Genomic DNA, 26,992 nt, shown 5'->3' with positions numbered 1-26,992 from the left:
TATTTAATAATTAAAACGACAAACTATTAGATAAACACCATAATGTAGATCATTTAATTAATGAAACGGGTAGGGTATTAAGTGTGCCCGTTGATTTTTTTACTGTCAAATTTTAGTGAAAATGTATGTTAAATCAATTGAACAGCATGTAAACGCGCGTTTAAACAAGCATCAAAATATGCATAATGTTTGCACTCATCGTTTAAAAGTTAGTAACTTATTGATTGTTATTTGATTTATTATGAACGGTCAACAAATTCATCACGATAATGGTCAACCCACAGTGCTGTAGCGCCGCAAATAGCCACGGGCATCACCACTAAGTTTATTATTGGGATCATCGAGAATACGGCAGTTGTTATACCAAAACTATAACTTAACCCTTGGCGTTGCTTCAAGGCTTGACACATGCGGTTAAAACTAACTTTGTGGTTATCAAACGGATAATCTTTATATTGAACTGCCATCATCCAAGCAAGAAATAAAAACCATAGTACTTGGCCGATAACCGGCAATAGCCAATAAAGTAAAAAGAAGCCCAATGCGCGTGGAAAATAGTAGCCCAGTTTGGTTAACTCGCGACTTAGTGTCCTAGGAATGTCTTTAACAACGTCGAAAGCCCCGGCATCATTTAACGGCTGATTGGTCAATAACGCTTCAACTTTCTCTGATAACAAACCATTAAAGGGGGCGGCTAACCAATTGGCAACAGAGCTGAAAATAAATGAAAAAACAATCAACACAAACAACACAGCTAATGGCCAAATAAAATTACTGAGCCAAGAAAACGATTCACCCAGCCAATCGTCTAAGGTCAACATGTAGCCTTTTAACTGTAAGAACATATAATAAAAAGCATAACTGAAAAGGATCAAATTAACTGTTAATGGAATAAAGACAAAACGTCGAATGCCAGGCGTGCGGATCAACTCAAAGCCTTTAATAAAATATCCGGCACCGCCGTTGGCCAAAGGGGGGTTATTACTATTGTTCATTGTTGTTTTATTAACCTAACTAATTGATATTAATGGCTCGATTATAGGATCCTTAGCATGATATGAACAGTATTGTGATGTTACAAAGTACATCAATCTCTGATACAGTAACGCCAGTTACTGATGTTTAATTTTAATTTTATTGGCTGGCAAAAATTTAGCTTTAATTTGTTTTTACTTTAGCCAATATAATACTGTGATTAGGTTTTTCGATTTAATGCGACTCAAGCATATAAAGTTGGCAGGTTTTAAATCCTTTGTCGATCCCACCAAAGTTCACTTTGAACAACAAATGACCGCCATTGTTGGACCAAATGGCTGTGGTAAGTCAAATATTATTGACGCTGTGCGTTGGGTATTAGGCGAAAGCTCTGCGAAAAACTTGCGTGGTGAAGCCATGACTGATGTTATTTTTAATGGTGCAGCCAGTCGAAAACCTATTGGCCAAGCCAGTGTTGAGTTATTTTTTGATAATACTCAGGGCCGTATTCAAGGCAATATGGCGGATAGAAGTGAAGTTTCGGTACGTCGTGTGGTTAACCGCGAGAGTATCAATACTTACTTTTTAAATGGCACAAAATGTCGGCGTCGAGACATTACTGATATTTTTCTTGGTACCGGTTTAGGGCCGCGTAGTTATGCCATTATCGAACAAGGCACTATTTCTCGTTTAATTGAGTCAAAACCACAAGAGTTACGGGTGTTTCTTGAAGAAGCGGCGGGCATATCAAAGTATAAAGAACGCCGTAAAGAAACCGAAACGAGAATACGCCACACCAGAGAAAACTTAGCGCGACTCAGTGATATTCGTCTTGAGCTTGATGTACAAATTGATAAATTGCATCAACAAGCAGAAGCGGCTAAACGCTTTCGTACCTTAAAACAACAAGAACGCAAATATAAAGCAGAGCTAGCAGTTTTACGCTGGCAAAAATTTGATCAGCAACGCCAACAACATCAGACGCGAATTCTAGCGCTTGAAAGTAAAGTTGAAAGCCAGAATGCTGAGCTAAGTCAAAATGATTTAGTCATGATTGAATTAAAAGCTACCATGCAGGCATGCAATGATAATAATCAAACACTGCATCAGCAAAAGCTTAATGTAACGCAAAATATTGCTCGCGCCGAACAGCAAGTTAAATACTTAAAAGCACAATCAGAAAAAAGCCAAACCGACAACGAACTAACTCAACAGCAATTACTCAATGCACAACAGTTAATTTTAACCGAGCAAGAGCAGTTGAAATTGTGTAATAGACAATTAAATGAACAACAACCGCAACTGCAAGCGACAGAGGCAGCGTTGGAAAATTGTCAAACGGTGTTGGCACAACAGCAAGTAGAGCAGAAAGAATTACACAGCCAATGGCAGCAACAACAGCAAAAGCGCGATGCGAATCAACAGAAAAAATTGACCATGCACGCTACCATTACCCAACAGCAAACCATTATCGAACAAGTTAGCCAGCAAACCATTAAGTTGCGTCAGCAAATGGCTTTATTACCGCAACAAGACCCTGCTGCTAAGCAGGAATTAGTGCAGCAAAAAACGCTGGTAATAAGCGCTATTGAGCAGTTGCAAAAGCAACAGAGTCAATTAACCGATAAAGCGGCAAACCTGCAGCAAGCATCTCAAGAATTAAATCAAGCGTTGGCGGTAGCGACTGGCCAGCACACCGTTAAAAGCCAAATGATTGAAGCATTACAGATAAAACTTGCTGATACATCGCCTTGGAGTGAAAAACAAGCCACATGGTTTAGCCAGCAAAGCATTATTGAAGTTGTGTCGTTACAGAGTCAACTTGACGTGGCTTATGGTTGGGAGCTGGCGGTCGAAGTGGTGTTATCACATTGGTTAGCTGGCCATGTTATTGAAACTTTGCCTAAGGCTGATACAGATGGCAACTTAACGGCGGATAACCTATGTTTTGTTTATCGAAATACAATACAAAGCATCACTCAAAACACGGCTCAAAAATTTGTTCAAAGTGATGCCCAAAGCGATGTTCAAAGTACCGATGAAAATAGCAAACATAGCATCGAGCTAAGTATAATTAAAGTTGACACTTTAGCGAGTAAAGTTAGTGGTGTTAGCGCGCTAAATAGCTATTTCAACGCTATTTTTCTGGCTGAAAATTATCGCGAAGCCCAGCAAAAATTATCGAGTTTAGCGAGTCATCAAAGTATTATTTGCCCAGACGGCACTTGGCTGCATCATCACATGCTAACCAAAGGCAAGCTTGAACAAGGGCACGACTATATTAGTTTGCAACGCGAGCTTACCACTGAGCAAACTTTGATTCAGGATTTATTGAGCGGACAACAAAATATTGAGCAGCAGCAAAGTCAAACCAGTGAACAGCTAGCGCGATTAGCAAGTGAAAAAAGTGCCATAAGCCCAAATATTAATTTAAAACAAGCTAAGCTTAATGAGCTTAATAACGTAATCTCATTGAAAGCTCAGGCGAGTGCACAGCAACAAAGTCAGCAGCAGAAACTCACTGAGCAAATAGATGACTTGCTAGACAGTGAGCATATCGCCAAAGAAAAGTTAGCTGATTTTCAAGTGCAATTAGCACAAGTATCTGATGACAACGGCCCTAGTGTAGATAATTTCTCTGCACAACAAGCACTATTGCAAGAGTCAATTGAGCAAATTCAAGCGCGCGGCCAAGTATTGCATCAACAACGACATCAATCGAGCTTAGTGGTTGAACAACTTAAAAGTCAGCGTATGCAAGGTGAACAACGTATTCGCTCTAATCAAGACAACGTTAATTTACTGACCCAAAGGCTGAGCAGTAATAGCCAAGTTTTTACCGATAACAGTCAGCCAATACAAGAGTTTGAGCAGCAATTACCCGAATGGCTTGACAACCTAGTTGCTATTAATGACAAACTGCAATTTAATCAGCAAAGCTTAAATGACAGCCAAACACGTTTAGCGACCTTAGAATTACAGCAAAAAAGCAGCCAAAATAAAATCAGTGCGCTTAATCAGCAATTAGCACGCTTACAATTAGATAGCGAAGGCTTTAAATTAAGAGCTGAAAGTGCCTTGGAGATTTTAGCTGAGTTACAACAAAATATTGATAGTGTTGTTGAAGCCATGCCCAAAAATGCGAAAGAATCGCTTTGGCAAGCGCAGTTAATTAAATTGGCTAAAGACATACAATTATTAGGGGCTATAAATTTAGCAGCGATTGAAGAGTACGAAAGTCAGTTTAAGCGCAAAAGTTACCTTGACCAACAAGATCAAGACCTTAATAATGCCATTAGCACTTTAGAAGCGGCAATGGCAAAAATAGATAAAGAAAGCCGTCATAAGTTTAAACTGACCTTTGATCAGGTTAATAAAGACCTACAGGTGCTATTTCCTAAGGTGTTTGGTGGTGGTCAAGCGTACTTAACGCTAACCGGTGAAGACCTACTCGAAACAGGGGTTACCATTATGGCCAGACCGCCAGGTAAAAAAAATAGCACGATTCATCTATTATCTGGTGGAGAAAAAGCGCTGACCGCATTATCATTAGTGTTCGCGATTTTTAGATTGAACCCGGCACCATTTTGTTTACTTGATGAAGTGGATGCACCTTTAGATGATGCAAATGTTAGTCGTTTTTGTAATCTAGTGCGAGAAATGTCGCAAACAGTGCAATTTATATATATAAGTCATAATAAAATAGCAATGGAGATGGCGTCACATTTAACCGGAGTTACTATGTTTGAACCAGGTGTTTCACGTATGGTAGCGGTTGATATTGACGAAGCAATCGCCATGGCAGAAGTATAAGAATAGGCTAGGTAATGGAAGATAATTTCAGAAACACATTAATTATTATCAGTGCTATCGTGATAATAGCCATTTTTATTCATGGTTATTGGACCATTAGAAAACAAAAAAATCCGTATAAATTAAAAACCAAAGTAGAGCCAGTGACACCTCAGTCACGGGGCTTTGATGGTTCAGGTTTTGATCAGGACGGCGTAAGCAAGCCAAAAGTGGTCAGTGCTAGCGAGCAAGACGATGAGCTTGCAGTTAAGTCTCATCGTGTTGACGGTAGTGCCGATTTTTATAGCGAAGCACCTATGCCAACTGATGTCCCTGCTGCTGCCTTTGACGAACAAAACCAAGATCAAAAAGTAAATTTTGGTGCTTTGCATAATGATACTGAAGCTGTGCCAGAGCACTTAAAACAACAAGCGTTGTCAGATACGCCTGACTATCAAGAAGACGGCTTTGAAGAGTTGGCTGACAATCAGTCAGCCGCCAATAAAACGGCCACCGATGAAGCTAATAGAAAAAAAGCCCTGCAAACTAAGCCGGTTTATCAACAACCTGTAACACAGGCAAAGCCAGACACCTTAGTCAATAAAACCGCTATGCTTAATAAAGATGTGCACAAACCTAAGGTTAAAGGTAAGCAACTAGAAACTAACTTAAGTGATGAAGCGGCAAAAAATATGCCTAATCAGCCAGCAACACCGGCAAGTGAAAAATCTGCGGCTATTAATATTGAGCCACAAGTTATTGTGCTCTCGGTTGTTATGCCAAAAGGAGAAGTCATGTCAGGCGCTGCTTTATTACCAACATTGCTGACTCTAGGGATGAAATACGGCGAAATGAATATATTTCACCGCCATCAAGACAACGCGGGGAATGGAAAAGTAACCTTTAGCCTAGCTAATATGATGAATCCAGGCACCTTTAATCTTGATGACATTGAAAACTTTAGCACCCAAGGTATTACCCTTTTTATGACTCTACCTAATCCTGTTGATGCTTTTTCAGTGTTTGAGCAAATGTTAAATGCGGCTAAACAACTGGCGGTAGAGTTTCGTGCACAATTACTTGATCACAAGCGAAGCGTGATGACCAAACAAACTGAACAGCATTATATTAGCCTTATTCGCGAGTTTGAACGCAAGAGTCGCATCGGCTCAAAGTAAAAACTTTCTTCCTCGATAAATTTCATTGTCAATAATGTAGGTAGGAACAATAGCCGGACATTATTGACAGTAAAACACTCACTTTCAAAGTAAATAAAACTTATGTCTGAACAAACGGTTATTAAACGCATGGCTGAAATATGTCAGTTGCTCAACCACTACGATCATCAATATTACGTGCTTGATGAGCCCAGTGTACCTGACGTTGAATATGACCGATTAATGCAGGAATTAATCGCGTTAGAAACCGCGCATCCAGAACTAAAAACCCTTGATTCACCTAGCCAGAAGGTAGGTGGCGCGGCACTTAAATCCTTTAGTCAAGTGACACATCAATTACCGATGTTGTCGTTAGACAATGTTTTTTCAGCTGATGAGTGGCAAGCTTTTGCTAAACGACTTCTTGATAGGTTAAATCGAGGTGGTGTAAAGTCAACGCTTGATTTTGCCATTTGTGCCGAGCCCAAATTGGACGGTTTAGCGGTAAGTTTACGTTATGAAAACGGTGTTTTTGTTCAAGCCGCTACTCGTGGTGATGGCACCGTGGGTGAAAACATTACCGAAAACGTGCGCACTATAAAATCTATTCCATTACGTTTACAAGGGACAAGTTTTCCTGATATTTTAGAAGTTCGTGGCGAAGTGTTTATGCCAAAAGCGAGCTTTGACGCTTTAAATAAACAGGCGATAAAAAAAGGTGAAAAAGGCTTTGCTAATCCACGCAATGCCGCCGCGGGCAGCTTACGACAGTTGGACTCTAAAATTACCGCCAAACGCAACTTGGGCTTTTATGCTTATGGTATTGGTTTTGTTGGCGCTTTAGCAAACATAGCCAACAATGGCGACAATGTTGAGGAAAGCAAAAGCATTGACGAAAGCTGGTTGGCAAATTCTCATTATCAGCGTTTATGCCAAATAAAAGCACTAGGGCTGCCGATGTGTCCTGAAGTAAAACTACTGGACAACGCCACACAGGTAGAAGCCTTCTATCAAGATATTTTACAACAACGCGCGAGCTTAAGTTATGAAATTGACGGTACCGTGTTTAAAGTCGATGACATTGCCCTACAGCAACAACTCGGCTTTGTTGCTCGTGCACCACGTTGGGCGACCGCTTATAAATTTCCGGCTCAAGAAGAGCTAACCACATTGGAATCGGTTGACTTTCAAGTAGGTCGAACCGGTGCAATAACGCCAGTTGCCCGTCTTAAACCGATATTTGTTGGTGGTGTTACCGTCAGTAATGCCACGTTACATAATCAAGACGAGATTGACCGTTTAAGCATTCAGATAAACGACACCGTTATTATTCGCCGAGCAGGTGATGTTATTCCCCAAATCGTCAGTGTGGTACTTGAGCGTCGCCCTGAAAATGCCCAAGTTATTGCTTTTCCAACCGTGTGCCCGGTATGTCAATCGGCGGTTTTAAAGGCAGAAGGAGAGGCGGTATTACGTTGTACGGGCGGTTTATACTGTCAGGCACAACGCAAAGAAGCCATTAAGCACTTTGCTTCGCGCAAGGCGCTTGATGTTGACGGTTTAGGCGATAAATTAGTTGAGCAGTTAGTGGATGAAGGCTTGATAAAAACCCCGGCAGATCTATTTAAATTAACTGAGCTTGATGTCAGTACCATGGCACGTATGGGGCAAAAGTCAGCCACTAATTTAATTAAAGGTCTTGAGGTTGCCAGAAAGACGACCTTAGCAAAATTTGTTTACGCTTTGGGTATTCGGGAAGTAGGTGAAACTACCGCGGCAAACTTAGCGCAATATTTTCTTAACTTTAGCGCCATTAAATCAGCGAGCGAAGCACAATTACAGCAAGTGCCTGATGTTGGTGTGATAGTAGCGAAAAATATTATTAACTTTTTTGCTCAAGATCATAATGTTGAAGTCGTTGAAGAGCTTGAAAATATGATGTCTTGGCCAGATATTGAAGCTAAAAATGATGATGAATTACCATTAAAAGATCAAACCTTTGTACTAACCGGCACCTTAAGCAAAATGGACCGCAATGAAGCCAAAGCGGCATTACAAGCCTTAGGTGCAAAAGTGTCGGGCAGTGTCTCAGCCAAAACCCATTATTTAGTTGCCGGCGAAAAGTCAGGCTCTAAATTAGTCAAAGCAACAGCGTTAGGGGTTAGCGTCTTAACCGAAGATGAGATGATAGCGCTACTCAACAAATAAACAGTTAAATAGCTAAGCGCACAAAGGCATAAATAAACAATACTATGGGTAAGGGCAGCAGTATGGCAAATAGTATTGTTTCGCACCACTCAATGGTTCGATAGAATTTAAACCAAGCTCTATTTTCCTCTCGCGTTGAGGGCAGCACCTGAAAGAAAAACATAAACGCTGAAACCACTAAGCTTTCAATCGCAACAAATAAAATAAGTATTGCTAACCAAACCAATACACTAGGGGTGTTGAGCTGAATTTGTGACTGCAAAGCAATATAAAGCACAAAAAAGAATAGGCTCCAGGCTAAAAGTTGCCATTTAAAACGGGCAAAGGTAATAGCAATATAATTAAAGAGTTCTGGGGTGATTGAAAATAGCATGTAGTGAAAAGTAACTCCTGCTCGTTGTTGTTAAATTAATTAAGATAAAGGCTTGAGAAAACCCAAGGGTGTTAATTATTATGGTCGCTGTTGCTATTAGGCAAAACGCTAATGCGGGCTCAGTATATCGATTAACGTGATGAAATGTCAGTGATAGTATGCCAATGAGAGAAAATTTAACTGGTCTGGCTTAGCTGATGTAAACTTTATGCCGCATACTAACTATCGACTTAAGTGTTGCAAAAAAGTGATAGATTTGTGCTAAAAGTGCGGCAAAAAATGATGTAATATTAAACTGAGTGTGCCATGAACGAAAGTAAGCGAATGAACAAAAAAATATATTGGGCTGTGATTATCATGATCACCACTCTAGCTAATTCAGCGATAGCGACACCATTAACAGAGCATCTAGCGGTTATACAAGAAAAAAAACCACTAGTTCAAAGCCTTGAGCAAGTTGCTATTACTACCGAGCTTGCTCATATAAATAATGATAAAAGTACTAATATCAGTACTCATGCAGAAGTAAGCCCTAAACTAGCAGCTAAACCGCAAAAAGCGACGCCATTAGCTAGAGTGCTAGCGCAGTCGGAAAATAAATTGTCAGCAGAGACCTTTAACAAAGATAAAACCTTAAGTTTAGAGATTAGTGAACTTAGAGATAACAGTGGTTTAGTTTATTTAGGCGGTAAAATTTCTCTCGCTGACCTTAGCCTTTACTTAAAACAACTAAAAAGTGCATTAGGTGAAGAGCAATATGCTATTTATCGCCAGTATCAAGCGGCGCGTGATCAGCAAACTTTTCATATTACCTTGGTTAATCCGTATGAATATCAAACTATTAATAAAACACAATTAAAATTACCAAAGCAATTTCGTGTTGTTTTACATGGTTTAGGCCGCGTTGAGAATGATGAGAAGAAGAGCTACTTTGTCGTTGCATCCTCTGCTGATGGACAATTTATTCGTCAAAATTTATTGTTAAAAAATAAAGACTTTCATGTCACCTTAGGTTTTTATCCCGACGACATTTATGGGGTGAGTAAAGGCCAAGACACGCTAATTAAGCAATAAAGTCACTAGTTTAGTTATTAGTTTAATCACGGGTTTAGTCTCTAGGCTAGAGCCATTTATAAAAAGTTAGCTTTAGCTAACAAACCATAGATATTTATATTTTCATTCCTTAGAATAAGCGACTGAAGTATTTATGTTAAAGTAAATTTTTTAAGCTGTATTTTTAGGAAATTAGATGAAATTAACTTTGGCGATATGCCTAGCAATAATCACCTTAACCGGTTGTACAAAGTCTTCAACGGGTCGTTCGCAGTTAATGATGATGTCAGAAAGTGAGCTTAATAAAATGGGTAGCGCATCATTTGAAGAAATGAAAACCAAAGAAAAAATTAGTCAGTCGCCCGAAATCAATCGTTATGTGCAATGTGTTGCTAATGCGATCACCAAGAATGTGCCACAATCTGCTCATAACGGCGCTTGGGAAGTGGTGGTATTTGATTCGGAACAAGTGAATGCTTTTGCACTGCCAGGTGGTAAAATAGGTGTTTATACCGGCATATTAAAAGTGACAGAAAACCAAGACCAATTAGGCGCCATTATCGGTCATGAAGTTGGGCATGTAATCGAACATCATTCTAACGAACGCTTATCGTCCAATCAGGTTAGCCAAATGGGCCTGTCAATTGTTAGCGTGGTACTTGAAAGCCAAAATATTGAAAGTAGAAATACCGTCATGGCAGGTTTAGGGCTAGGTGTGCAGTACGGGGTATTGATGCCATATGGTCGTAGCCACGAAAGCGAAGCAGATATTGTTGGTCAAGACTTAATGGCAAAATCAGGCTTTGACCCAAAAGCGAGTATCAAGCTGTGGCAAAATATGGCGAAATTATCAAAAGCTGCGCCACCTGAGTTTATGTCAACCCATCCGTCAAACGCCACGCGTATTAAACAGTTAACTGCGCATTTGCCTAAATCAACACCAATTTTTAAACAAGCAATAGCGCCTAAATGTCTGCAACCAGCAATTTAATTTAATCTGGTAAGATTATTTTTTTGAGCTTGAAACTAAAACTTAAAATAGGGCCGCTACGCTAATGTCTGTTCATGTTAAATGACGATATTAGCGCAGCGGTTTTTTTGGCTTAAGCAAAGCGCTTATTTTTTTGTGATACGCCAAAAAGCGAAACTAGCCACGAGAAATAAAATCATCGGGTAGTAGGCATTTGCCACCACGTCTAAAGGGGATATTTTTAAGGTAGCGCCCAGCAACAAGGCTTGTGCGCCATAGGGCAATAAACCTTGGTTTATACAAGCGTAAATATCTAATAAACTCGCTGAATGGGCTGGGCTGAGCTCACCGTCAGTGGCTAAGTCTTTTGCCGTTTCACCAGTCACAATAATAGAAACAGTATTATTTGCAGTAAAAAAGTTACAACAAAAAGCTAAAGCGCCAATACCAATACCAGCAGCACGCTTTTGATTGTTTGGGCTAATCTTACGCGTTAAACCTTCAATACTGGCGGTTAAAGCACTTAAGCCCCCTTGGCGTTTAATTAATTCACTTAGACCACCAATAAATAATGACAAAATAAAGATATCTTGCATACTGGCAAAACCTTTATTGATATCACTTACCCAACTAGCCAGTTGATAACCGTTGTTGAGCATACCAATGGCCGCAGCCAAGATAATACCAATAATCAAGACCATAAAAACATTCACACCTGACAGTGCTAATGCCAAAATAACGATATAAGGTATAAAACCAATAACATCTAGGTCTTGGCTTACCTCGTGATTTAAGGCAACGCCATTGGCGGCTAAAATAGCTAAACAAATTAAGGCGGCAGGTACGGCAAACTTAAAATTAACTCGAAACTTATCTTTCATGTGCGCGCCTTGGCTGCGGGTTGACGCTATTGTGGTATCAGAAATTATTGATAAATTATCACCAAAAATAGCCCCAGATATAATGCAGCCAGCAATAAGGCTAGCATCGATATCAGCAGACTCAACAAAGCCTAAGGCAATTGGCGCTATAGCCGCAATGGTACCCATTGAGGTTCCCATGGCGGTAGCAAGAAATGCCGCCACCAAGAAAAGCCCCGGTAGTAAGAAATAATCAGGAAAAAACGATAGCCCGAGCTGCACACTAGCATCAACACTACCCGTTGCTTTAGCCACCGTCGCGAAAGCGCCAGCCAAAAGATAGATAATACACATAGTAATGATATTTTGATGGCCAGCTCCGGCTATAAACTGGCTGATTTGCTCATTTACTGTCTCTCTACCCATATAAATAGCTAATAATATCGCAGGAATAATGGCAATACTGGCGGGTAATTGGTAAAAGGCAAAGTCAACGCCTTGCAGTGTTAAAACGATACCCGTGCCCAGAAATATTGCGAGAAAAGCACCAAAAGGTAAGAGGCTTTTTAAACTTGGTTTCGGGTTACTTTTTGGCAATGATGCTGGCGTAGGTTTAGGTGAAATATTATGGCTCATGAATAGGGTCTTTTTAGTTATTATTTTATTCAAAGTAAACAATAACTGTATTTTGTGGAATGTCTATGTTGGATTGTATTATATGGTGTTAATGTCATTTGTCAATCTAGACGTCTAGAAGTTCATTTTATTTTTCAACCCTTACTACTATCAACTGCTGCTAGTAGCATAAAAAGACTACTTGTGGCGCTAATGTTATTGAACTTATGTTTAATACCAATCTTGCTAATTATCTGATCATTTTACTGGTTACACAAAGTTTAATAAAAGCTGGCTAACAATAAAAAACTATATAAAAAAGAGTTAGAACTATGAACATGAGCTGAATTACTTAATAGTTTCATAAGCTAAATAATCTCTACAGGTTTTTGCCAGTAGAGATTATTCAATATAGGTCAAGCCTTGATATTATTTTTTCGCTTGTTAAAACCAGTCACACACCAGCTAATTCTTTATTTTGGCAATTCAGATGTTAGTACCCAGTAGTAATTTAACTCTTTCATTTTATTAGAAAAGTCATCAAACTGTAAAGGCTTAGTAATATAGCCACTAGCACCCAAACGATAACACTCTTTTATTTCTGGTGCAGTTTTTGAAGTGCTGATCATTACAACAGGAATACCACACAGGTCATCATCGGCTTTAATTATTTTTAGCGTCGCAATGCCGCCTTGTCTGGGCATTCTAATATCCAAAAAAATAATATCTGGACGGGTAAACTTAAGCTTGTCTTCATAAGGTGTTTCGTTTCTTAGATAAGCAATTGCCTGCTCACCGTCCATGACATGTGCTATGGTATTTTTAATATTAAAATCGTTGAAAGCATCCATCATTAGCTCTGCATGATCGATATTGTCTTCCACCATTAATGCCGAAATCGGTTTAAGATTTTCCACCGTCTTCTCCTTGTTAGTTTGTCTGCTTTAAAGCTAAGTTAGCCTATAGTTGATATGCGCAATATTAGGTTTTTTATTATTCTTTTCTTACTTCTTTAGGAATTTAAGGGTAAATTTACTGCCTACGCCTAACGCTGAATGTGCTTCGATACTACCATCATGATGTGCAATGATGCGCTTCACAATACTTAAGCCTAAGCCAGAGCCTGAAAATTTCTTACCATTAGCCAGTCGATTAAACGGTGAAAATATTTTTTTGGCGTGTACCGGATCAAATCCAATACCATTGTCCTGCAGAATAATATCAACATAATTGCCATTATCTTGCATCGTTATGTCGATAATTGGCCGGTCATTATTGAATTTTATGCTATTCGCGATAAGGTTTTGGAACAGCAGTTGTAACAAGGCTGTATTGCCTGAGATGGTAGCAAGCTCGTTTGGCATATTAGCTTCAAAGTCAATTTGTAGGGTGCTTTTTAGGGAAGCCACGACCTTGTCAACCACCAACTTCAAATTAACCGTTTCAAAGACTTGGTTTACATAGCCAACAGACAAGTAACTCTGCAAATCAGAAACTAAATTTTGTACTTCTGAGGTGCTTTTTTCTAGATAATCAAACCACTGTAATTCATTTGCGGTACAAGGGGTTCTTTCCATCAAATCTGACTTTAACGCTCCGGATACACCTTTGATACGGTTAATATGACCATTGAAGTCATGCGATAAACTGTCGCAGAATACTTGCATGTCTTGATTGTATCCAGCAATTTCTTGTTGGTGCCTAAAACGTTCAATAGCATACCGACATGTTTTGTAAAGCAATAGTGGTGTTAGTTCATCTTTAGATAAATAGTCCTGCACACCTTTATGGAGCAAGTTTTGGGCGATCTCAATACTGTGTAGTGAGGTTAATGTCACCATAGGTAATGGGTGGGTTTGCGAACTTAACCATTCTACTGTTTGCTCTATTGCTGAGTCAGGAAGCTGTAAGTCACACAAGCAGATATCAAAGTGCTGAGAAAAAAGCATTGATTTTCCAGCGGCTAAAGTGTCAGCTCGAACAACTTGAGCGTGTATTTCAGTAATAGACGCAAACGCATCTTCAATAATCTCAAAATGATCAGGGTTATCTTCTATTACTATCACTTTCATATTAAGTGTTATCCCTTGTTAATAATCTAAATATATTTTGCATGTAATTTGTATATAATTAATACATATTATATTTACAATATATATACAAATTACATGTAAAATATATACAATTAAAGTGATTTATATATAAAATAAGCTTAGACATTATCAACTTAGATTGATAATGTCTATGGATATTACAACGAGTAGTTTATGTGAAATAGACCTTGAACGATCAAGAGTATTACTCGTAGTAGATCAGAATATATTTTTTTGTATCTAGCCAAAACGCTTTTTAACTTTGAAAAATAGGCTTTAATAGCCTCTGATTTTACAAAAAGTTTTAAATAACCTTACTAAAGGTTTTAAATAACCTTACTAAAGGTTTTAAAGCACATAGACATACAGGGATAAGATCAAAAATGAAAATACTTATTGTTGACGATGACGAAATTGATATGGCGATTGTTAAAAGAGCGCTAACTTCGTCTTTGCAAAATAATTATCAAGTGAAATATGCCGACTCTGTTGTCAACGGCCTTGCGATGATGGATGCAGAATCCTTCGACATTATTTTGCTCGATTATCATATGCCTGAAGTTAATGGCATTGAAATGATTATCGAAATACGCTCTCGCCCTAATTTAGGCAATACTGCTATTATTGTTATCAGTGCCGCGCAAGGCTCTTCAATTGCGCTTAATTGCATTGAGGCGGGTGCGCAAGACTTTATCCCCAAAAGTGAGGTTTCATATATTAAACTCCATCAAGCGATTATCCATTCGACCAAACGCTTTGAGATGGAGCAAAGAATGCACCAAAGCTACTTGGCTGTAAAAAATATGGCGGAAAAAGACCAGTTAACTAGCTTGCACAACCGTTACTATTTTGATGAAACGCTTAAGTTTATGATTGCCAATAGCCAACGACTGAAGGTCTCAGTTGGCATGCTGGCGCTGGATTTAGACAATTTTAAGTACGTTAATGATACCTTGGGTCATGATGCAGGAGACCGACTATTAGTTGAATGGGTTGCTCGAGTCCAAAAATATCTACGAGAAAACGATGGTTTTGCACGACTCGGAGGTGATGAATTTGCTATTACTTTGGCGAATATACATTCGGTTGAAGAAGTTAACATGATTGGTAATCGCATCCTAAAATCAGTACAAGAACCTTTCTATATTGACGGTCAACGTATCAACTGCACGGTGAGCATTGGCGCTGCATTGTATCCTAATGATGCAGATAGCCGCCATAAATTGGTAAAATGTGCTGATATCGCGATGTACCGAGCAAAGCAAAACGGTAAAAATTCATTACGCTTTTATCAATCACATTATCAGGACGAGTTTAACCGTCGCTTCTTAATCCAAGGTGAAATTAGCGACATTCTTAGAGAATCATCGTTCCGGTTATTCTATCAACCGGTTTTTTGTGCTCATAGCGAAAAAATACAAGGTGTCGAAGCGCTGATTAGGTGGCCGGATACGCCAAAATTTTATGCACCCGATGAGTTCATTCCTATTGCTGAGGAAACCCGTTTGATTCATGACTTAGGGCAGTGGGTTATCACTGTTGCCCTAACTGACTTGGCCTCATGGCAGAGGCGTTTTGATCGCAACTTTACTATGGCAATTAATATTTCAGCACTGCAATTACAGGACGCACAGTTAACGCAAAAAATTAAAAACAAAACCGAAGAACATGGTGTTTTGCCTCATACCATTACCTTAGAAATTACTGAAACAGCATTATTGGAAGATGATGAGGTAACGCGAAAAACACTGCATTCGCTCTCGTCACTAGGCTTTAAAATAGCCTTGGATGATTTTGGTATGGGTTTTTCCTCCATTGCCCATTTAAACAACTTCCCGATTGACATTGTTAAATTGGACAAATCACTGCAAAAAAATGCCACCGATGCTGATAATAAAAAATGTTTATTAGAAGCAGTAACCCATATGTTGAAATTACTGGATTTTACCGTTGTTGCTGAGGGGGTTGAAACAGACCGCCAGTTGGCTTTATGCCATAAGTTGAAAATTGATAAAATACAAGGTTACTTACTTGGCAGGCCCATGCCAGCCGACTTGTTAGAGGCAAAGTTACTTGAACAAAGTTAATCAGCACAGTGGCGCTTTATTATCTAGACCAATATTTTACATACAAGTCAATGCTAAACTCGGTGGGCTAAAAAGATGAAATCAGCTGCAATACCCGATAATGAATCGGCTCGTTTAACCGCTCTGAATGAGTATAATATCTTAGACACGCTTGCAGAGCAGGCTTATGATCAATTAACTGATCTAGCGTCTAGTGTTTGTGGCACACCCATTGCGTTAATCTCTTTAATTGATGAGAAACGACAATGGTTTAAGTCTCATCATGGGCTCGACGCGCAAGAAACCCCGCGTGATATTGCTTTTTGTGCGCATGCACTTCACCACGATGATGTGTTTGAAATACAAGACAGCCGTCAAGATGAGCGCTTTCATGATAACCCTTTAGTGACCGGCCCCACTCAAATGATTTTTTATGCTGGAGCCCCTTTAATAACACCTAGTGGTCTACGACTAGGAACTTTATGTGTTATTGACCATAAACCGTCACACTTAAGCACACTGCAAAAAAAGCAGTTGGTCATTATTGCCAAGCAAGTGGTAACACAATTGGAACTGAGGAAAGCTGGGCGAATTCAACATGATCTCTTGGCGCAGTCACGGTCATTAGAACAATCGCTGTTATTAACTAAAAGCTTGGAAGCAAAAAACAAAGAGTTAGAGCAGTTTGTTTATACCGTATCTCATGACTTGAAATCGCCTTTGGTCACCATCAACGGTTTTACCAGCATGTTAGCCAAAGAGCTATCAACTCATACCACAGAAAAACAGAAACATCGTTTTCAAAGAATACTTGAAAATATGACCCACATGGGTGATCTGTTAACTAATTTGTTAGAACTTTCAAGAGTCATGAAAGCTGAAATCAGTAAAGAGCCTATTGACCTAACAAGGCTTATTGAGCAAAGTTGGCAAAGATTGATGACAGGGCACAGAGAGATGAAAGTTGACTTGGTTTTAGCCAAGCCGCTGCATTGCATCTGGGCTAATCAGACTTTGTTGTCTCAATGCGTTGATAATCTGTTGAGCAATGCCATTCGGTATCGAAGTGCTGAGCACAATTTAAAATTAAACGTTCACACCGAAGAATCCGATGCATGGGTCTCTTTGTTTATCAATGACAATGGTATCGGCATAGCAAGAAGTGATCAAAAACGGGTATTTCAAGTATTTGAGCAAATTAATGACGGTCAAGGCACCGGTATTGGCTTGAGTCTTATCAAGGCCGCCATGGAAAAACACAATGGTTTGGTAAACTTGGTTTCTGAATTAGGTCAGGGTAGTTGCTTTGAACTGCGCTTTCCTAAAGCATAAAATACTCTCACTCTCACTCTCACTATTAACAACAACAACAACAACAACAATTAATGATCGACTAGATAAGCCATAAAAGGAATGCAGATGAACGAATGGTTGCAACAATTCGCTAACCCCAATTTTATGCCTCATGGACACTGTTACCTGTGGCGCCCCGACATATTATGGACCCATGTAACATCAGATATAACCATTGGTGTCGCGTATTATCTCATCACCCTCATTATTGGTATATTGCTGTATAAGCGCAAAGAAAGCGTGCCGCACAAAGATATATTTGCGCTATTTATGGCGTTTATTTTCTTTTGTGGTACTACGCATTTTGTGGCGATCTATGTCACCTGGTATCCCGCTTATGAATACCAAGGCTGGATAAAAGCATTGACCGCTTTTACCTCTATTTTAACCGCGATTGTTTTGGCGCCTAAGTTACCTCAGCTTATCCGATTACCAGGTGTGGAAGTCAAGTACCATAGTGCTATTGCCGAGCTTGAGGCTATAAAACAAAAAAATAAGCAAATGAACACGGTTTATTCAGCCACACTTGACCGAGAAGAGCGGATACTTGAGCTGAAAAAAGAGGTGAACGCATTGATGAGCGAACTTAAGCGAGCACAAAGCTATGATGTCTAGCGAAAACAAAAAACTTATTTTAAAGCCTTGTACGCTAAATTTTTATTGTCAGGGGCCTTAATGAATACTAAGAATGCTGTACTGACTACCTTGCTATTGTTTTTTATCACACTAGAAGTGTTGATTGCCTTAGATTATCAGTCAAAACAAAAAGAGCTAAATCAAAAGCGTGTTGCGATTTACACACAGATCAGCGAACTGAAAAATCAGATTGGCTACGTCGGTTTAATCGATAACTTTAAAAACGCTATCTTACGAACTGAAGATACTCGCTATGGGGATAAAGCCTCAGAAAATTTACGTGTAGCCACTATTCAATTGTATAATATTGAGTTGCAAGGTGGGATAATCCTTGGTGAGCTGAAAATGCCGGCTACTAGGGATATGCTAACAGCTTATAGAGAACGTTTAATCTTGCTGCCTAGTTTGCTTAATAAAAATACCAACGTTCGTGAGCTTGGCAATTATCTGCGTTACGACGATGAACCCTCTCATTTAGAAATAGAAATGATATATCAGAAAATTTCTACTTTATTTGCAACTCAACTGTCAGATTTACTCGATCGAAGCCTTAAGTTGGGTTTACTTGTGCTGATTGCGTTGTTGCTCACCTTAGTGGCTATCGTCCGTTTTTTCTTTAAAAAGCAACAAGAGGCACTCGAGCTAAGCAACGCATTAAATGTCAACATGGAAAGTCACGAAATTGATATGGCGCGTTCACAAACTATTTTATTGAGCGTAATGCAAGATGTGGAAAAAGAAAAACGTCAGGCCACCGCACTTAACGAGCAGCTAATCAATAAGAACACACAGATGGAGCAGTTCATTTATACCGTGTCTCACGACCTAAAATCACCACTGGTAACCATCGGAGCATTCACCCAAAAATTGCAAGCAGAACTTACGGATACTTTGACAGAAAAACAAACGCACAGGTTGAATCGTATTATTCAAAATGTCGACAACATGGAGTTACTGTTAGCTGATTTACTCGACTTGTCTCGCATTGTACAACAAACCATCACTAGCGCTAATGTTAATGTTAAAAGTGCGGTGGATCAGCAATGCGCGGCCTTAGAAGAAGCCATTAGTGAAGCGAATGCCACCGTTAATATGGCTGAAAATCTACACACGGTCGATGCTAATGAGCGCTTGCTGTCTGAAGGGATATTGAACTTGCTAAGTAACGCACTAGGTTATCGAGAGCTTTCTCGGCCTTTAATTATAGAGATATTTACCACTCAAACCTCGTTATCTACCACTATTCATGTCAAGGACAATGGCATAGGTATCGATCCTAAATATCATAAAATAATTTTTGGCCTATTTGAACGCCTGTCTGCCACAAAAGGCACTGGGGTTGGTTTGAAAATTGTTGAAACCATCATGCAGAAGCACAAGGGAAAGGCGTTAGTTGACTCTAAACTGGGCGAAGGATGTTGTTTTTCTCTTGAGTTTCCCAACGTTGCTCAAAACATAAATACAAATATAATAGCTAGCTGAAAATGTGTCACGAGTTTTGGATCATTAAGCACCAATGAAGGGTTAAATCATAATTTAAATGCCGATTTTGCAGTGATCGGCATAAAATTTACTTAAGCAACTTAAGGGATAGCTCCTAAGTATATATTTTTATTGCTTATTTTATAATAGGCACAGTGTTGTTATCGTGACGTACCTTAATTTTTACTCGATAAAACTTCTAACTCTTAAGATAAAATATATTAATGAGCAGAGCCTTTACCCGATTTTTTAAAGGCTCGCAGTATTTATTTAATGTACTATTATCTTAAATTATGGTGCGTCTTTTTCGACAAATGTCGATCAAGCCTTTAGTTGAACCATCCATATTTAACGGCTCATCAATATTAGCAAGCTTACTAAATACATCATTACCAAGAGCTTTACCTAACTCTACACCCCATTGATCAAATGAGTTTATTTGCCAGATAACGCCTTGAACAAACACTTTATGCTCATACAGGGCAATTAAGCTACCTAAAGCCTTAGGCGTTAACTTAGGCATTAATAGCGTGTTACTGGGTTTATTGCCTTTCATGACTTTATGAGATGATAGTTGATTTATTTCATCGGTACTGCATTTTGCTTTGGTCATTGCGGCAATCACTTGTTCTTCAGTCTGACCATCCATTAACGCTTGGCTTTGCCCCAAACAGTTAGCAATTAACATATCATGATGACTTGATATATCAACATGAGGGTTAAGGGGGAGAATAAAGTCGACCGGTATCGGGGTCTTACTTTGATGAATTAACTGATGAAAAGAATGTTGTCCATTGGTGCCTTCACTACCCCAAATAATAGGCCCAGTATCGTAGTTGGTCTCTTTATTATCTAAATTGACTGATTTACCATTACTTTCCATATCCAGCTGTTGTATATACGCGGGAAGACCACGTAAATAATGGTAGTAGGGTAGCAATACTTGTGACTGTGCCCCGTGAAAATTTCGATACCAAATGCCTAACAGTGCCATAATTACCGGCATGTTCTCTTCAAATGGTGCTTGTCTAAAATGTTCATCCATTTCAAAAGCGCCATGTAAAAACGCTAAGTAATTATCATAGCCAATACCGATAGCAAGCGGTAAGCCAATGGCTGACCAAATAGAGTAACGTCCACCAACCCAATCCCACATGGGGAAAATATTTTTTTCACTAATACCAAAACTTTTAGCCGCTTCAACATTAGCGGATACACAAGCAAAGTTATGTTGAATATCACTGAATGTAGCTTGTCTTAAAAACCATTCTTTCGCCGTTTCAGTATTTCTGAGGGTTTCTTGGGTAGTTAATGTTTTTGATGAGGTGATAACCAAGGTTGTTTCTGGGTCTAAACCTGACAAAACATCATGAATATGACAACCATCAACATTAGCGACATAATGCACATTCAAGTGTTTTTGACGATACGGTTTTAAAGCCTCAGACATGATTTTAGGCCCTAAAAATGAGCCGCCAATGCCGATAGCGACAATATCTTTAAAAGCCTTGCCGCTATAACCTTTAGTAACACCTGATGACACATCATTGACAAAGCTTTTTATTTTTTCTAAGGTGCTTTTAACCAGAGGCATAATATTTTCGCCATCAACATACACGGGTTGATCAGAAAAGTTACGCAAGGCGGTATGTAATACGGGACGGTTTTCAGTGGTATTTATCGGCGCACCAGAAAACATTTTTTCTATTTTTTCATCAACACCGCATTGCTTCGCCAAATCAACCAGTAATTTTTTTGTTTCTGGTACGATATGATTTTTCGAGTAATCTAAGGTTAATCCTGATGCGGTTATGGTAAATTTATCAAAACGCTCAGGGTCAATACGAAATAAAGATTTTAAGTGTATTATTTTACTGTCTAAATAATGAATTTGTAAGTTTTGCCATGCCAGTGAACTCGTTAACATGTTTAATTAGCCTTTATAATAAAATTTAAATTTGTTTCAAAAATGGAATCGTTATCAAAAAATGACTTTTGAAGAACGATAACAGTGCTATCTATTCAATGTTAGTGCTAGTGGCTTTAACCGCCAAAAGCCCTAAGCTAATTTACTGAGCACTGCTTGATGAGTCGGTGGTTGGCAACCGATTTTCGATACGTTAATAGCCGCCGCTAAAGCGCCAAATTTTAAGGCATAAGCTAAATCTTCCTGCTTAGCTGCTGGTGTTAGCGCATTGTCACGCAGTAATTGCGCTAGCAGCGCTGAAAAGAAAGTATCTCCAGCACCCACCGTATCGCCCATAGGCACTGCGCTAAATACCTCCTGCCTAATATTAACCTTTTCGGTAATAAAGTGAGCGCCGTTTTCACCCAAGGTTAGTACCACCATGCTATTTTTCATATACTCAAGCATAGTGCAAGATAAAGTTAAATTTATTTAAGCAAGTTATTTATCATATTCGTGGTGTATATGCTTAGGGAATATTGATTCATGTAAGGTTTTTATTTTAAATTAATAAATACAGCTTAAGCGTGAGTTTGACATTATGCCTTGCATTACAATATTCACTTTAGGGCGTATTATTTAAAGCTCAATTTTACGTGAAAAAATGAATTGAAAAATCTATGTGTAATCATCTATTTTAAATTGAGGATATTAATTTTAGCGAGTTATGTTGAAATAAAGTGTACTTTTCCCACTATTTTAAAGCTTTAGCGCCTGATTATTTTAATTTCGCCGTGCTAAACTTCAGTATAATTTATTGTATAAAAGGAAGAGTAATGCATTTTGTTATTGTGGGTTGTGGTGCTGTGGGTGGATATTTTGGTGGCCGCTTAGCACAGTATGGCGAGAATGTTACTTTTGTTGCGCGTGGCCAGCAATTTCAGAGCATGCAAAGCTCTGGCTTAACCATTAAAAGTATTGAAGGTGATGTACAGCTTGACAAGGTTAATGTGGTTAATGCACAAAATTTAACTGCAGAGACTTTGACAACGCCTGCTGACGTTATTTTTCTCTGTGTAAAGTCGTATCAGTTACCTGCGGTAATTGCCCAAATAAAACCTTTAATTTTAAAGCATACGCGTGTAATACCGTTATTAAACGGTGTTAATGCCGTAGATGTTATGCAAAAGCACGGCATTGCTTTGGAAAATATTATTGGTGGTTTAGCCAAAATTATCGCTGAGAAAACCGCCGATGGCGTGATAAATCATACTGGCGCGAAGCCTCATATCACCATAGGTGCTTTTACTGACTTTACTGATGAAGTATTAGCGGACTCAAGAGTTGAACAAGTTGATGAAGTAAAAGCGGCTCGAGCTAAGGTGCAAGCAACAGAATTGCTTAGTGAAATAGCAAAATGTTTTAAATTAGCTGGTGTTAGCATTGGGGTAACCAGTGATATTAAGTTAGCCTTATGGCGAAAATTTATTCTTGTTGCTGCCTGGGGCGCATTGGCTGGGGCGAGAAAAATGAACTTGGGCGAAATTCGTGCACAAAGTCACATAACATTTTTATTGGAACGCATTGTTAATGAATATGCTGATATTGCGCGCAAAGCAGGGGTAAACCTTGGTGATAAGCATATAAAGGAGACATTGAGCTTTTTATCACGCTTACCTGATAGTAGCGAAACATCAATGCAACGAGATCTGGCTGCTGGGCAGCATTCAGAGTTTGATGTTTTAATCGCTTATCCGATGACCTTAGTGACAGAACTTAATCTCTCAGTCCCAGTGTTAACCCAGTGTTATGAGAAGATAATGGCAAGTTCGCCATAGTGAAGAGAGCTTGCTAGCGATGAGTCGCCTAGCAGCATTAAAGTTAACAATTTATAATAAATAGTAAATTCACCGGCGCTAGCACTACAGAGAAGGTTAAAATTATGCTATTGTATCGGCGAATTTTTATCGTATCAATTAAGTGAAGATTAAATAATGTCTGAGAATAAACTTGAAACAATCGAACAACGCGTAAGTTATGGTGTAGGTCGTCAACTAGGTGACCAACTACGTAACAATCCTTTTAAAGATTTTGACGTATCTGCTGTGCAAGCTGGTTTAGCTGATGCCATTGCTAATACTGCAAGCCAAGTATCTGACGAAGCACTTAATGAAGCATTTGGTGTTGTATCTCAAAAGATGCAAGAGCTAGAGCAAGCAGAAGCTAAAGAAAAGTCAGCTGAAGGCGAAGCTTTCTTAGCAGAAAATGCAAAACGTGAAGAAGTAACAACAACTGAATCAGGTTTACAATACGAAGTAGTTGCTACAGGTGAAGGCGAAAAGCCAACAGCTGCTAGCACAGTTCGTGTGCATTACCACGGTACATTCATCAATGGTGATATCTTTGATAGCTCTGTTGATCGTGGCCAACCTGCTGAATTTCCAGTCGGCGGCGTTATCGCTGGTTGGACTGAAGCGTTACAATCAATGACTGAAGGTTCAAAATGGCGTTTATATGTGCCTTACGGTTTAGCTTACGGTGAGCGTGGCTCTCAAGGTGCAATTCCTCCTTACGCAACCTTGGTATTCGACGTTGAGTTATTAGCGATTATTAGCTAAGTAAACTATTTTTTAAAAGCCCTCAAATGAGGGTTTTTTTATAAGTATAATTTATATAAAGTAAATCAAGTTTGAGTTATATATCACTAATGCATAAATTAGCTATCGAACAATTTTTCCAGCGTTACCTAAGGGCGTTTTATCAGCAAAATATGTCAGCTATGCGACAATGCTATCAGCTGCCTTGTACTTTGCATACGCCCGATAAAGCGGTATTAATTGCTAGTGATAAAGTATTTGAACAAGAATTTTTAGATATATTTACCGTACTAAGTCATGCAGAGATAAAACATTTTTTTGCCTTAAAAGCCAGTTTTAGTCAGTTGAGTGAAGATCTTATACTTGTTTGTGTTGATTGGCAGTTTATTGGTCCTCAAGCCGAAGTTTTTACCGATTTTTCAGCATTCTATCATCTGGCTTTTAGCGCAGGGCAATGGCGAATTTTTAATGTCGTGTCACAAGAACTTAGTCAATCAGTTGATTTAAATAGCGCTTTTGTTGTGGCTTACAATACAGCAGAGAACACCCCCTTATAACATTACTAAGTAGGAATACGTTGTCATGAAAGTGAAAGTAGCCATTTTAGGCTGTAGTGGGCGCATGGGCCGAAATTTAATACAAGCGGCTATCGAGCATAAATCAGTTGAACTTGTCGGTGGTAGTGTTCGTGCTGGCTCATCATTTGAAAATTTTGATTTAGGTGAAATTGCTGGTATTGGTGCGATTGGTCAAAAAACCACGACAGACTATAAAGCATTGTTGGCAGCTGATGTGTTAATCGATTTCACCTCAATTGACGCTACGCTTGAGCATCTTGACTGGTGTCAGCAACATAACAAAGCCTTGGTTATTGGCACCACCGGCTTTTCTGAACAGCAAGTAGCAACGATTAAAGCTGCAGGTAACAACATACCGGTTATTTTAGCACCTAATACGAGTGTTGGTGTGAATTTATTGTTTAAGTTACTTGAAGTGACTGCCAAAGCGATTGGCGAGCATACAGATATAGAAATTTTTGAAGCACATCATAGATTTAAGAAAGACGCACCATCAGGCACTGCAGTAAAAATGGGCCAAGTCATCGCTGATACCTTAGGCCGAGATCTTAATAAAGTGGCGGTGTATGGCCGAGAAGGTATTACCGCAGAGCGTAGCCGAGAAACCATAGGTTTTGCTACCGTAAGGGCGGGCGATATTGTTGGTGAACATACCGCTTACTTTGCTGATATTGGTGAGCGTATTGAGCTGACTCATAAAGCAAGTTCAAGAATGACTTTTGCTTTAGGCGCAATGCGGGCGGCGTTTTGGTTAAGCGAAGCTCACGCGGGATTTTATGACATGCAAGATGTTTTGGGTTTTAAAGATAACTAAAACCCTAAAGTAATTTAGCCAAATATTAGCGGTATAATTTGTGCTATTTGCGGGTTAATTTTATAGAAAAGTATTGTTTTTGGCGTCTTTACATCAATAACGTCAAAAACAGAGAGTTTTTACAATTATTACTAGACGAAAGACCCTTACAAGCGTAATATAAGTGGATTTTGTCAAAAATTTACTGTTCATGATGAACTGGCTTGGATTTTTGACATTTTTTGTGCGTATCGCTTTTTATCATTAATGGTTAAATTCTTAGTTATTTTACCATTAATTTTCTTTCTTCTTAACGGAGGTTACATTGACTAAATCTGCCATTTTAGTGCTTGAAGACGGCACTGTATTTAAGGGCACCGCTATCGGTGCAGAAGGGGCTGCTGTTGGTGAAGTAGTATTCAATACTTCAATGACAGGCTACCAAGAAATTCTGACAGATCCCTCGTATGCAGAGCAAATTGTTACCCTTACATATCCACATATAGGTAACACAGGTACCAATAGCGAAGATGAAGAATCGGACACTATTTGGGCAAAAGGTTTAGTAATTCGTGACTTACCGCTGTTAGCGAGTAATTTTCGCAGTGAACAAAGTTTAGGCGACTACCTAAAAGCAAAAAATATTTTAGGCATTGCCGATATAGATACCCGTAAACTAACCCGTATTCTCCGTGAGAAAGGTGCACAAAACGGTTGCATAATCGCCGGTGACTTAATTGATGACAGCGCAGAAATAAAGGCGCTAGCACAAGCACAAAGCTTTCCTGGCCTTAAAGGTATGGACTTAGCAAAAGTTGTTTCTACCACAGCAGCTTACGAGTGGCATGAAGGGAGTTGGGAATTAGGCAAAGGTCATACTTCTTTTAAAGATAGCCCTGAAAAACTGCCATTTCATGTCGTTGCCTACGATTTCGGTGCTAAACGTAATATTTTACGTATGTTAGTAGACCGCGGTTGTAAACTTACCGTAGTACCAGCACAAACTTCTGCTGAAGCAGTATTAGCCATGAAGCCTGATGGTATTTTCTTATCAAATGGCCCCGGTGACCCAGAGCCTTGTGATTATGCTATTACAGCAATTAAAAAATTTTTAACAACAGATATTCCAGTATTTGGTATCTGTTTAGGCCATCAATTACTGGCGTTAGCCAGTGATGCTAAAACGGTAAAAATGAAGTTTGGTCATCATGGTGCTAATCACCCCGTGAAAGACTTTGCACGAAATATTGTTATGATCACGGCGCAAAACCATGGTTTTGCGGTTGATGAAAATAGCTTACCTGAAAACTTAAAGGTAACGCACACTTCATTATTTGATGGTTCAATTCAAGGTATTCATCGCACAGATAAAGCGGCATTTAGTTTTCAAGGTCATCCTGAAGCTAGCCCTGGCCCTGCCGATGCTGCACCCTTGTTCGATCATTTTATCGACTTAATCGTTGCTGCTAAAAAAGCGTAGACCCT

General features: G+C 39.1%; 21 protein-coding genes. 14 read left to right on the top strand and 7 right to left on the bottom strand.

The features are described from left to right. Window positions 1-239 precede the first annotated feature (239 nt). Window positions 240-995, bottom strand: coding sequence for a sulfate transporter CysZ (cysZ, locus tag ESZ39_RS03275; RefSeq protein ID WP_146878367.1), 756 nt, complete (start codon window positions 993-995; stop codon window positions 240-242). Between the two features lie 217 nt (window positions 996-1,212). On the opposite strand from cysZ, the gene smc reads away from it, so the two are divergent. The 3 genes from smc (at window position 1,213) to ligA (ending at window position 8,132) form a co-directional block, all read left to right on the top strand. After that, window positions 1,213-4,788 (top strand): chromosome segregation protein SMC, encoded by a 3,576-nt coding sequence (smc, locus tag ESZ39_RS03270; RefSeq protein ID WP_146878366.1) that lies wholly within the window; start codon window positions 1,213-1,215, stop codon window positions 4,786-4,788. Between the two features lie 14 nt (window positions 4,789-4,802). Continuing rightward, complete coding sequence (gene zipA, locus ESZ39_RS03265; RefSeq protein WP_146878365.1) at window positions 4,803-5,945, top strand: cell division protein ZipA; 1,143 nt, start codon at window positions 4,803-4,805, stop codon at window positions 5,943-5,945. Between the two features lie 102 nt (window positions 5,946-6,047). Beyond that, window positions 6,048-8,132 carry an NAD-dependent DNA ligase LigA gene (ligA, locus tag ESZ39_RS03260; protein ID WP_146878364.1) on the top strand — a complete coding sequence of 695 codons (2,085 nt, stop codon included), beginning with the start codon at window positions 6,048-6,050 and terminating at the stop codon, window positions 8,130-8,132. Window positions 8,133-8,136: 4 nt separating this feature from the next. On the opposite strand, the gene ESZ39_RS03255 is transcribed toward ligA, so the two are convergent. After that, window positions 8,137-8,505 carry a hypothetical protein gene (locus tag ESZ39_RS03255; protein WP_146878363.1) on the bottom strand — a complete coding sequence of 123 codons (369 nt, stop codon included), beginning with the start codon at window positions 8,503-8,505 and terminating at the stop codon, window positions 8,137-8,139. Window positions 8,506-8,829: 324 nt separating this feature from the next. Between ESZ39_RS03255 and ESZ39_RS03250 the strand changes: the two genes are divergently transcribed. Next, the gene (locus tag ESZ39_RS03250) at window positions 8,830-9,579 is read left to right on the top strand and encodes a hypothetical protein (protein ID WP_146878362.1); all 750 of its coding nucleotides are present in this window, start codon (window positions 8,830-8,832) and stop codon (window positions 9,577-9,579) included. Between the two features lie 175 nt (window positions 9,580-9,754). Further along, window positions 9,755-10,549: a M48 family metallopeptidase gene (locus ESZ39_RS03245; RefSeq protein WP_146878361.1), complete on the top strand. Its 795-nt coding sequence runs from the start codon at window positions 9,755-9,757 to the stop codon at window positions 10,547-10,549. A gap of 125 nt (window positions 10,550-10,674) precedes the next feature. Here the strand turns inward: ESZ39_RS03245 and ESZ39_RS03240 are convergent, their stop codons facing one another. From ESZ39_RS03240 to ESZ39_RS03230, 3 genes are all read right to left on the bottom strand, one after another. Next, complete coding sequence (locus tag ESZ39_RS03240; RefSeq protein WP_146878360.1) at window positions 10,675-12,024, bottom strand: Na+/H+ antiporter NhaC family protein; 1,350 nt, start codon at window positions 12,022-12,024, stop codon at window positions 10,675-10,677. A 452-nt stretch (window positions 12,025-12,476) separates the two neighbouring features. After that, on the bottom strand, window positions 12,477-12,920 hold the full coding sequence (locus ESZ39_RS03235; protein ID WP_146878359.1) for a response regulator: 444 nt from the start codon (window positions 12,918-12,920) through the stop codon (window positions 12,477-12,479). An 87-nt stretch (window positions 12,921-13,007) separates the two neighbouring features. Then, entirely contained in the window at window positions 13,008-14,075 is a 1,068-nt protein-coding gene (locus ESZ39_RS03230; protein ID WP_146878358.1) for a hybrid sensor histidine kinase/response regulator, read from the bottom strand. Between the two features lie 404 nt (window positions 14,076-14,479). Here ESZ39_RS03230 and ESZ39_RS03225 point away from each other — a divergent pair, with 404 nt between their 5' ends. From ESZ39_RS03225 to ESZ39_RS03210, 4 genes are all read left to right on the top strand, one after another. Then, window positions 14,480-16,183, top strand: coding sequence for a GGDEF domain-containing response regulator (locus ESZ39_RS03225; protein WP_146878357.1), 1,704 nt, complete (start codon window positions 14,480-14,482; stop codon window positions 16,181-16,183). 75 nt (window positions 16,184-16,258) lie between these two features. Then, complete coding sequence (locus ESZ39_RS03220; RefSeq protein ID WP_146878356.1) at window positions 16,259-17,494, top strand: sensor histidine kinase; 1,236 nt, start codon at window positions 16,259-16,261, stop codon at window positions 17,492-17,494. An 87-nt stretch (window positions 17,495-17,581) separates the two neighbouring features. Continuing rightward, window positions 17,582-18,130, top strand: a complete 549-nt coding sequence (locus ESZ39_RS03215) for a hypothetical protein (protein WP_146878355.1) — start codon at window positions 17,582-17,584, stop codon at window positions 18,128-18,130. A gap of 60 nt (window positions 18,131-18,190) precedes the next feature. Continuing rightward, window positions 18,191-19,633, top strand: a complete 1,443-nt coding sequence (locus tag ESZ39_RS03210; RefSeq protein WP_146878354.1) for a sensor histidine kinase — start codon at window positions 18,191-18,193, stop codon at window positions 19,631-19,633. A 286-nt stretch (window positions 19,634-19,919) separates the two neighbouring features. Here the strand turns inward: ESZ39_RS03210 and pgi are convergent, their stop codons facing one another. Both pgi and ESZ39_RS03200 read right to left on the bottom strand, forming a co-directional pair. Next, a complete protein-coding gene (gene pgi, locus ESZ39_RS03205) occupies window positions 19,920-21,560 on the bottom strand; it encodes a glucose-6-phosphate isomerase (RefSeq protein WP_146878353.1) in 1,641 nt (546 codons plus the stop codon). A 132-nt stretch (window positions 21,561-21,692) separates the two neighbouring features. Next, on the bottom strand, window positions 21,693-21,995 hold the full coding sequence (locus tag ESZ39_RS03200) for a carbohydrate kinase family protein (RefSeq protein ID WP_191321691.1): 303 nt from the start codon (window positions 21,993-21,995) through the stop codon (window positions 21,693-21,695). Window positions 21,996-22,375: 380 nt separating this feature from the next. On the opposite strand from ESZ39_RS03200, the gene ESZ39_RS03195 reads away from it, so the two are divergent. From ESZ39_RS03195 to carA, 5 genes are all read left to right on the top strand, one after another. Next, on the top strand, window positions 22,376-23,377 hold the full coding sequence (locus ESZ39_RS03195; RefSeq protein ID WP_146878351.1) for a ketopantoate reductase family protein: 1,002 nt from the start codon (window positions 22,376-22,378) through the stop codon (window positions 23,375-23,377). Between the two features lie 156 nt (window positions 23,378-23,533). Further along, window positions 23,534-24,157: an FKBP-type peptidyl-prolyl cis-trans isomerase gene (locus ESZ39_RS03190; RefSeq protein WP_146878350.1), complete on the top strand. Its 624-nt coding sequence runs from the start codon at window positions 23,534-23,536 to the stop codon at window positions 24,155-24,157. Between the two features lie 71 nt (window positions 24,158-24,228). Next, window positions 24,229-24,693, top strand: a complete 465-nt coding sequence (locus ESZ39_RS03185; protein WP_146878349.1) for a hypothetical protein — start codon at window positions 24,229-24,231, stop codon at window positions 24,691-24,693. Between the two features lie 25 nt (window positions 24,694-24,718). Next, the gene (gene dapB, locus ESZ39_RS03180; RefSeq protein WP_146878348.1) at window positions 24,719-25,528 is read left to right on the top strand and encodes a 4-hydroxy-tetrahydrodipicolinate reductase; all 810 of its coding nucleotides are present in this window, start codon (window positions 24,719-24,721) and stop codon (window positions 25,526-25,528) included. Between the two features lie 304 nt (window positions 25,529-25,832). Beyond that, window positions 25,833-26,987: a glutamine-hydrolyzing carbamoyl-phosphate synthase small subunit gene (carA, locus tag ESZ39_RS03175; protein WP_146878347.1), complete on the top strand. Its 1,155-nt coding sequence runs from the start codon at window positions 25,833-25,835 to the stop codon at window positions 26,985-26,987. Window positions 26,988-26,992: the final 5 nt, after the last annotated feature.

The organism is Colwellia sp. C1TZA3 (assembly GCF_007954265.1).
GTDB lineage: Bacteria > Pseudomonadota > Gammaproteobacteria > Enterobacterales > Alteromonadaceae > Cognaticolwellia.
Note: the sequence above shows the minus strand (reverse complement) of the source record. Positions and strands in the feature narration are given on the sequence as shown.

Excerpts from the sequence above, each read along its gene's own strand:
- cysZ (WP_146878367.1), bottom strand. The coding sequence starts at position 995 with ATGAACAATAGTAATAACCCCCCTTTGGCCAACGGCGGTGCCGGATAT.
- smc (WP_146878366.1), top strand. The coding sequence starts at position 1,213 with ATGCGACTCAAGCATATAAAGTTGGCAGGTTTTAAATCCTTTGTCGAT.
- zipA (WP_146878365.1), top strand. The coding sequence starts at position 4,803 with ATGGAAGATAATTTCAGAAACACATTAATTATTATCAGTGCTATCGTG.
- ligA (WP_146878364.1), top strand. The coding sequence starts at position 6,048 with ATGTCTGAACAAACGGTTATTAAACGCATGGCTGAAATATGTCAGTTG.
- ESZ39_RS03255 (WP_146878363.1), bottom strand. The coding sequence starts at position 8,505 with ATGCTATTTTCAATCACCCCAGAACTCTTTAATTATATTGCTATTACC.
- ESZ39_RS03250 (WP_146878362.1), top strand. The coding sequence starts at position 8,830 with ATGAACAAAAAAATATATTGGGCTGTGATTATCATGATCACCACTCTA.
- ESZ39_RS03245 (WP_146878361.1), top strand. The coding sequence starts at position 9,755 with ATGAAATTAACTTTGGCGATATGCCTAGCAATAATCACCTTAACCGGT.
- ESZ39_RS03240 (WP_146878360.1), bottom strand. The coding sequence starts at position 12,024 with ATGAGCCATAATATTTCACCTAAACCTACGCCAGCATCATTGCCAAAA.
- ESZ39_RS03230 (WP_146878358.1), bottom strand. The coding sequence starts at position 14,075 with ATGAAAGTGATAGTAATAGAAGATAACCCTGATCATTTTGAGATTATT.
- ESZ39_RS03225 (WP_146878357.1), top strand. The coding sequence starts at position 14,480 with ATGAAAATACTTATTGTTGACGATGACGAAATTGATATGGCGATTGTT.
- ESZ39_RS03220 (WP_146878356.1), top strand. The coding sequence starts at position 16,259 with ATGAAATCAGCTGCAATACCCGATAATGAATCGGCTCGTTTAACCGCT.
- ESZ39_RS03215 (WP_146878355.1), top strand. The coding sequence starts at position 17,582 with ATGAACGAATGGTTGCAACAATTCGCTAACCCCAATTTTATGCCTCAT.
- ESZ39_RS03210 (WP_146878354.1), top strand. The coding sequence starts at position 18,191 with ATGAATACTAAGAATGCTGTACTGACTACCTTGCTATTGTTTTTTATC.
- pgi (WP_146878353.1), bottom strand. The coding sequence starts at position 21,560 with ATGTTAACGAGTTCACTGGCATGGCAAAACTTACAAATTCATTATTTA.
- ESZ39_RS03200 (WP_191321691.1), bottom strand. The coding sequence starts at position 21,995 with ATGAAAAATAGCATGGTGGTACTAACCTTGGGTGAAAACGGCGCTCAC.
- ESZ39_RS03195 (WP_146878351.1), top strand. The coding sequence starts at position 22,376 with ATGCATTTTGTTATTGTGGGTTGTGGTGCTGTGGGTGGATATTTTGGT.
- ESZ39_RS03190 (WP_146878350.1), top strand. The coding sequence starts at position 23,534 with ATGTCTGAGAATAAACTTGAAACAATCGAACAACGCGTAAGTTATGGT.
- dapB (WP_146878348.1), top strand. The coding sequence starts at position 24,719 with ATGAAAGTGAAAGTAGCCATTTTAGGCTGTAGTGGGCGCATGGGCCGA.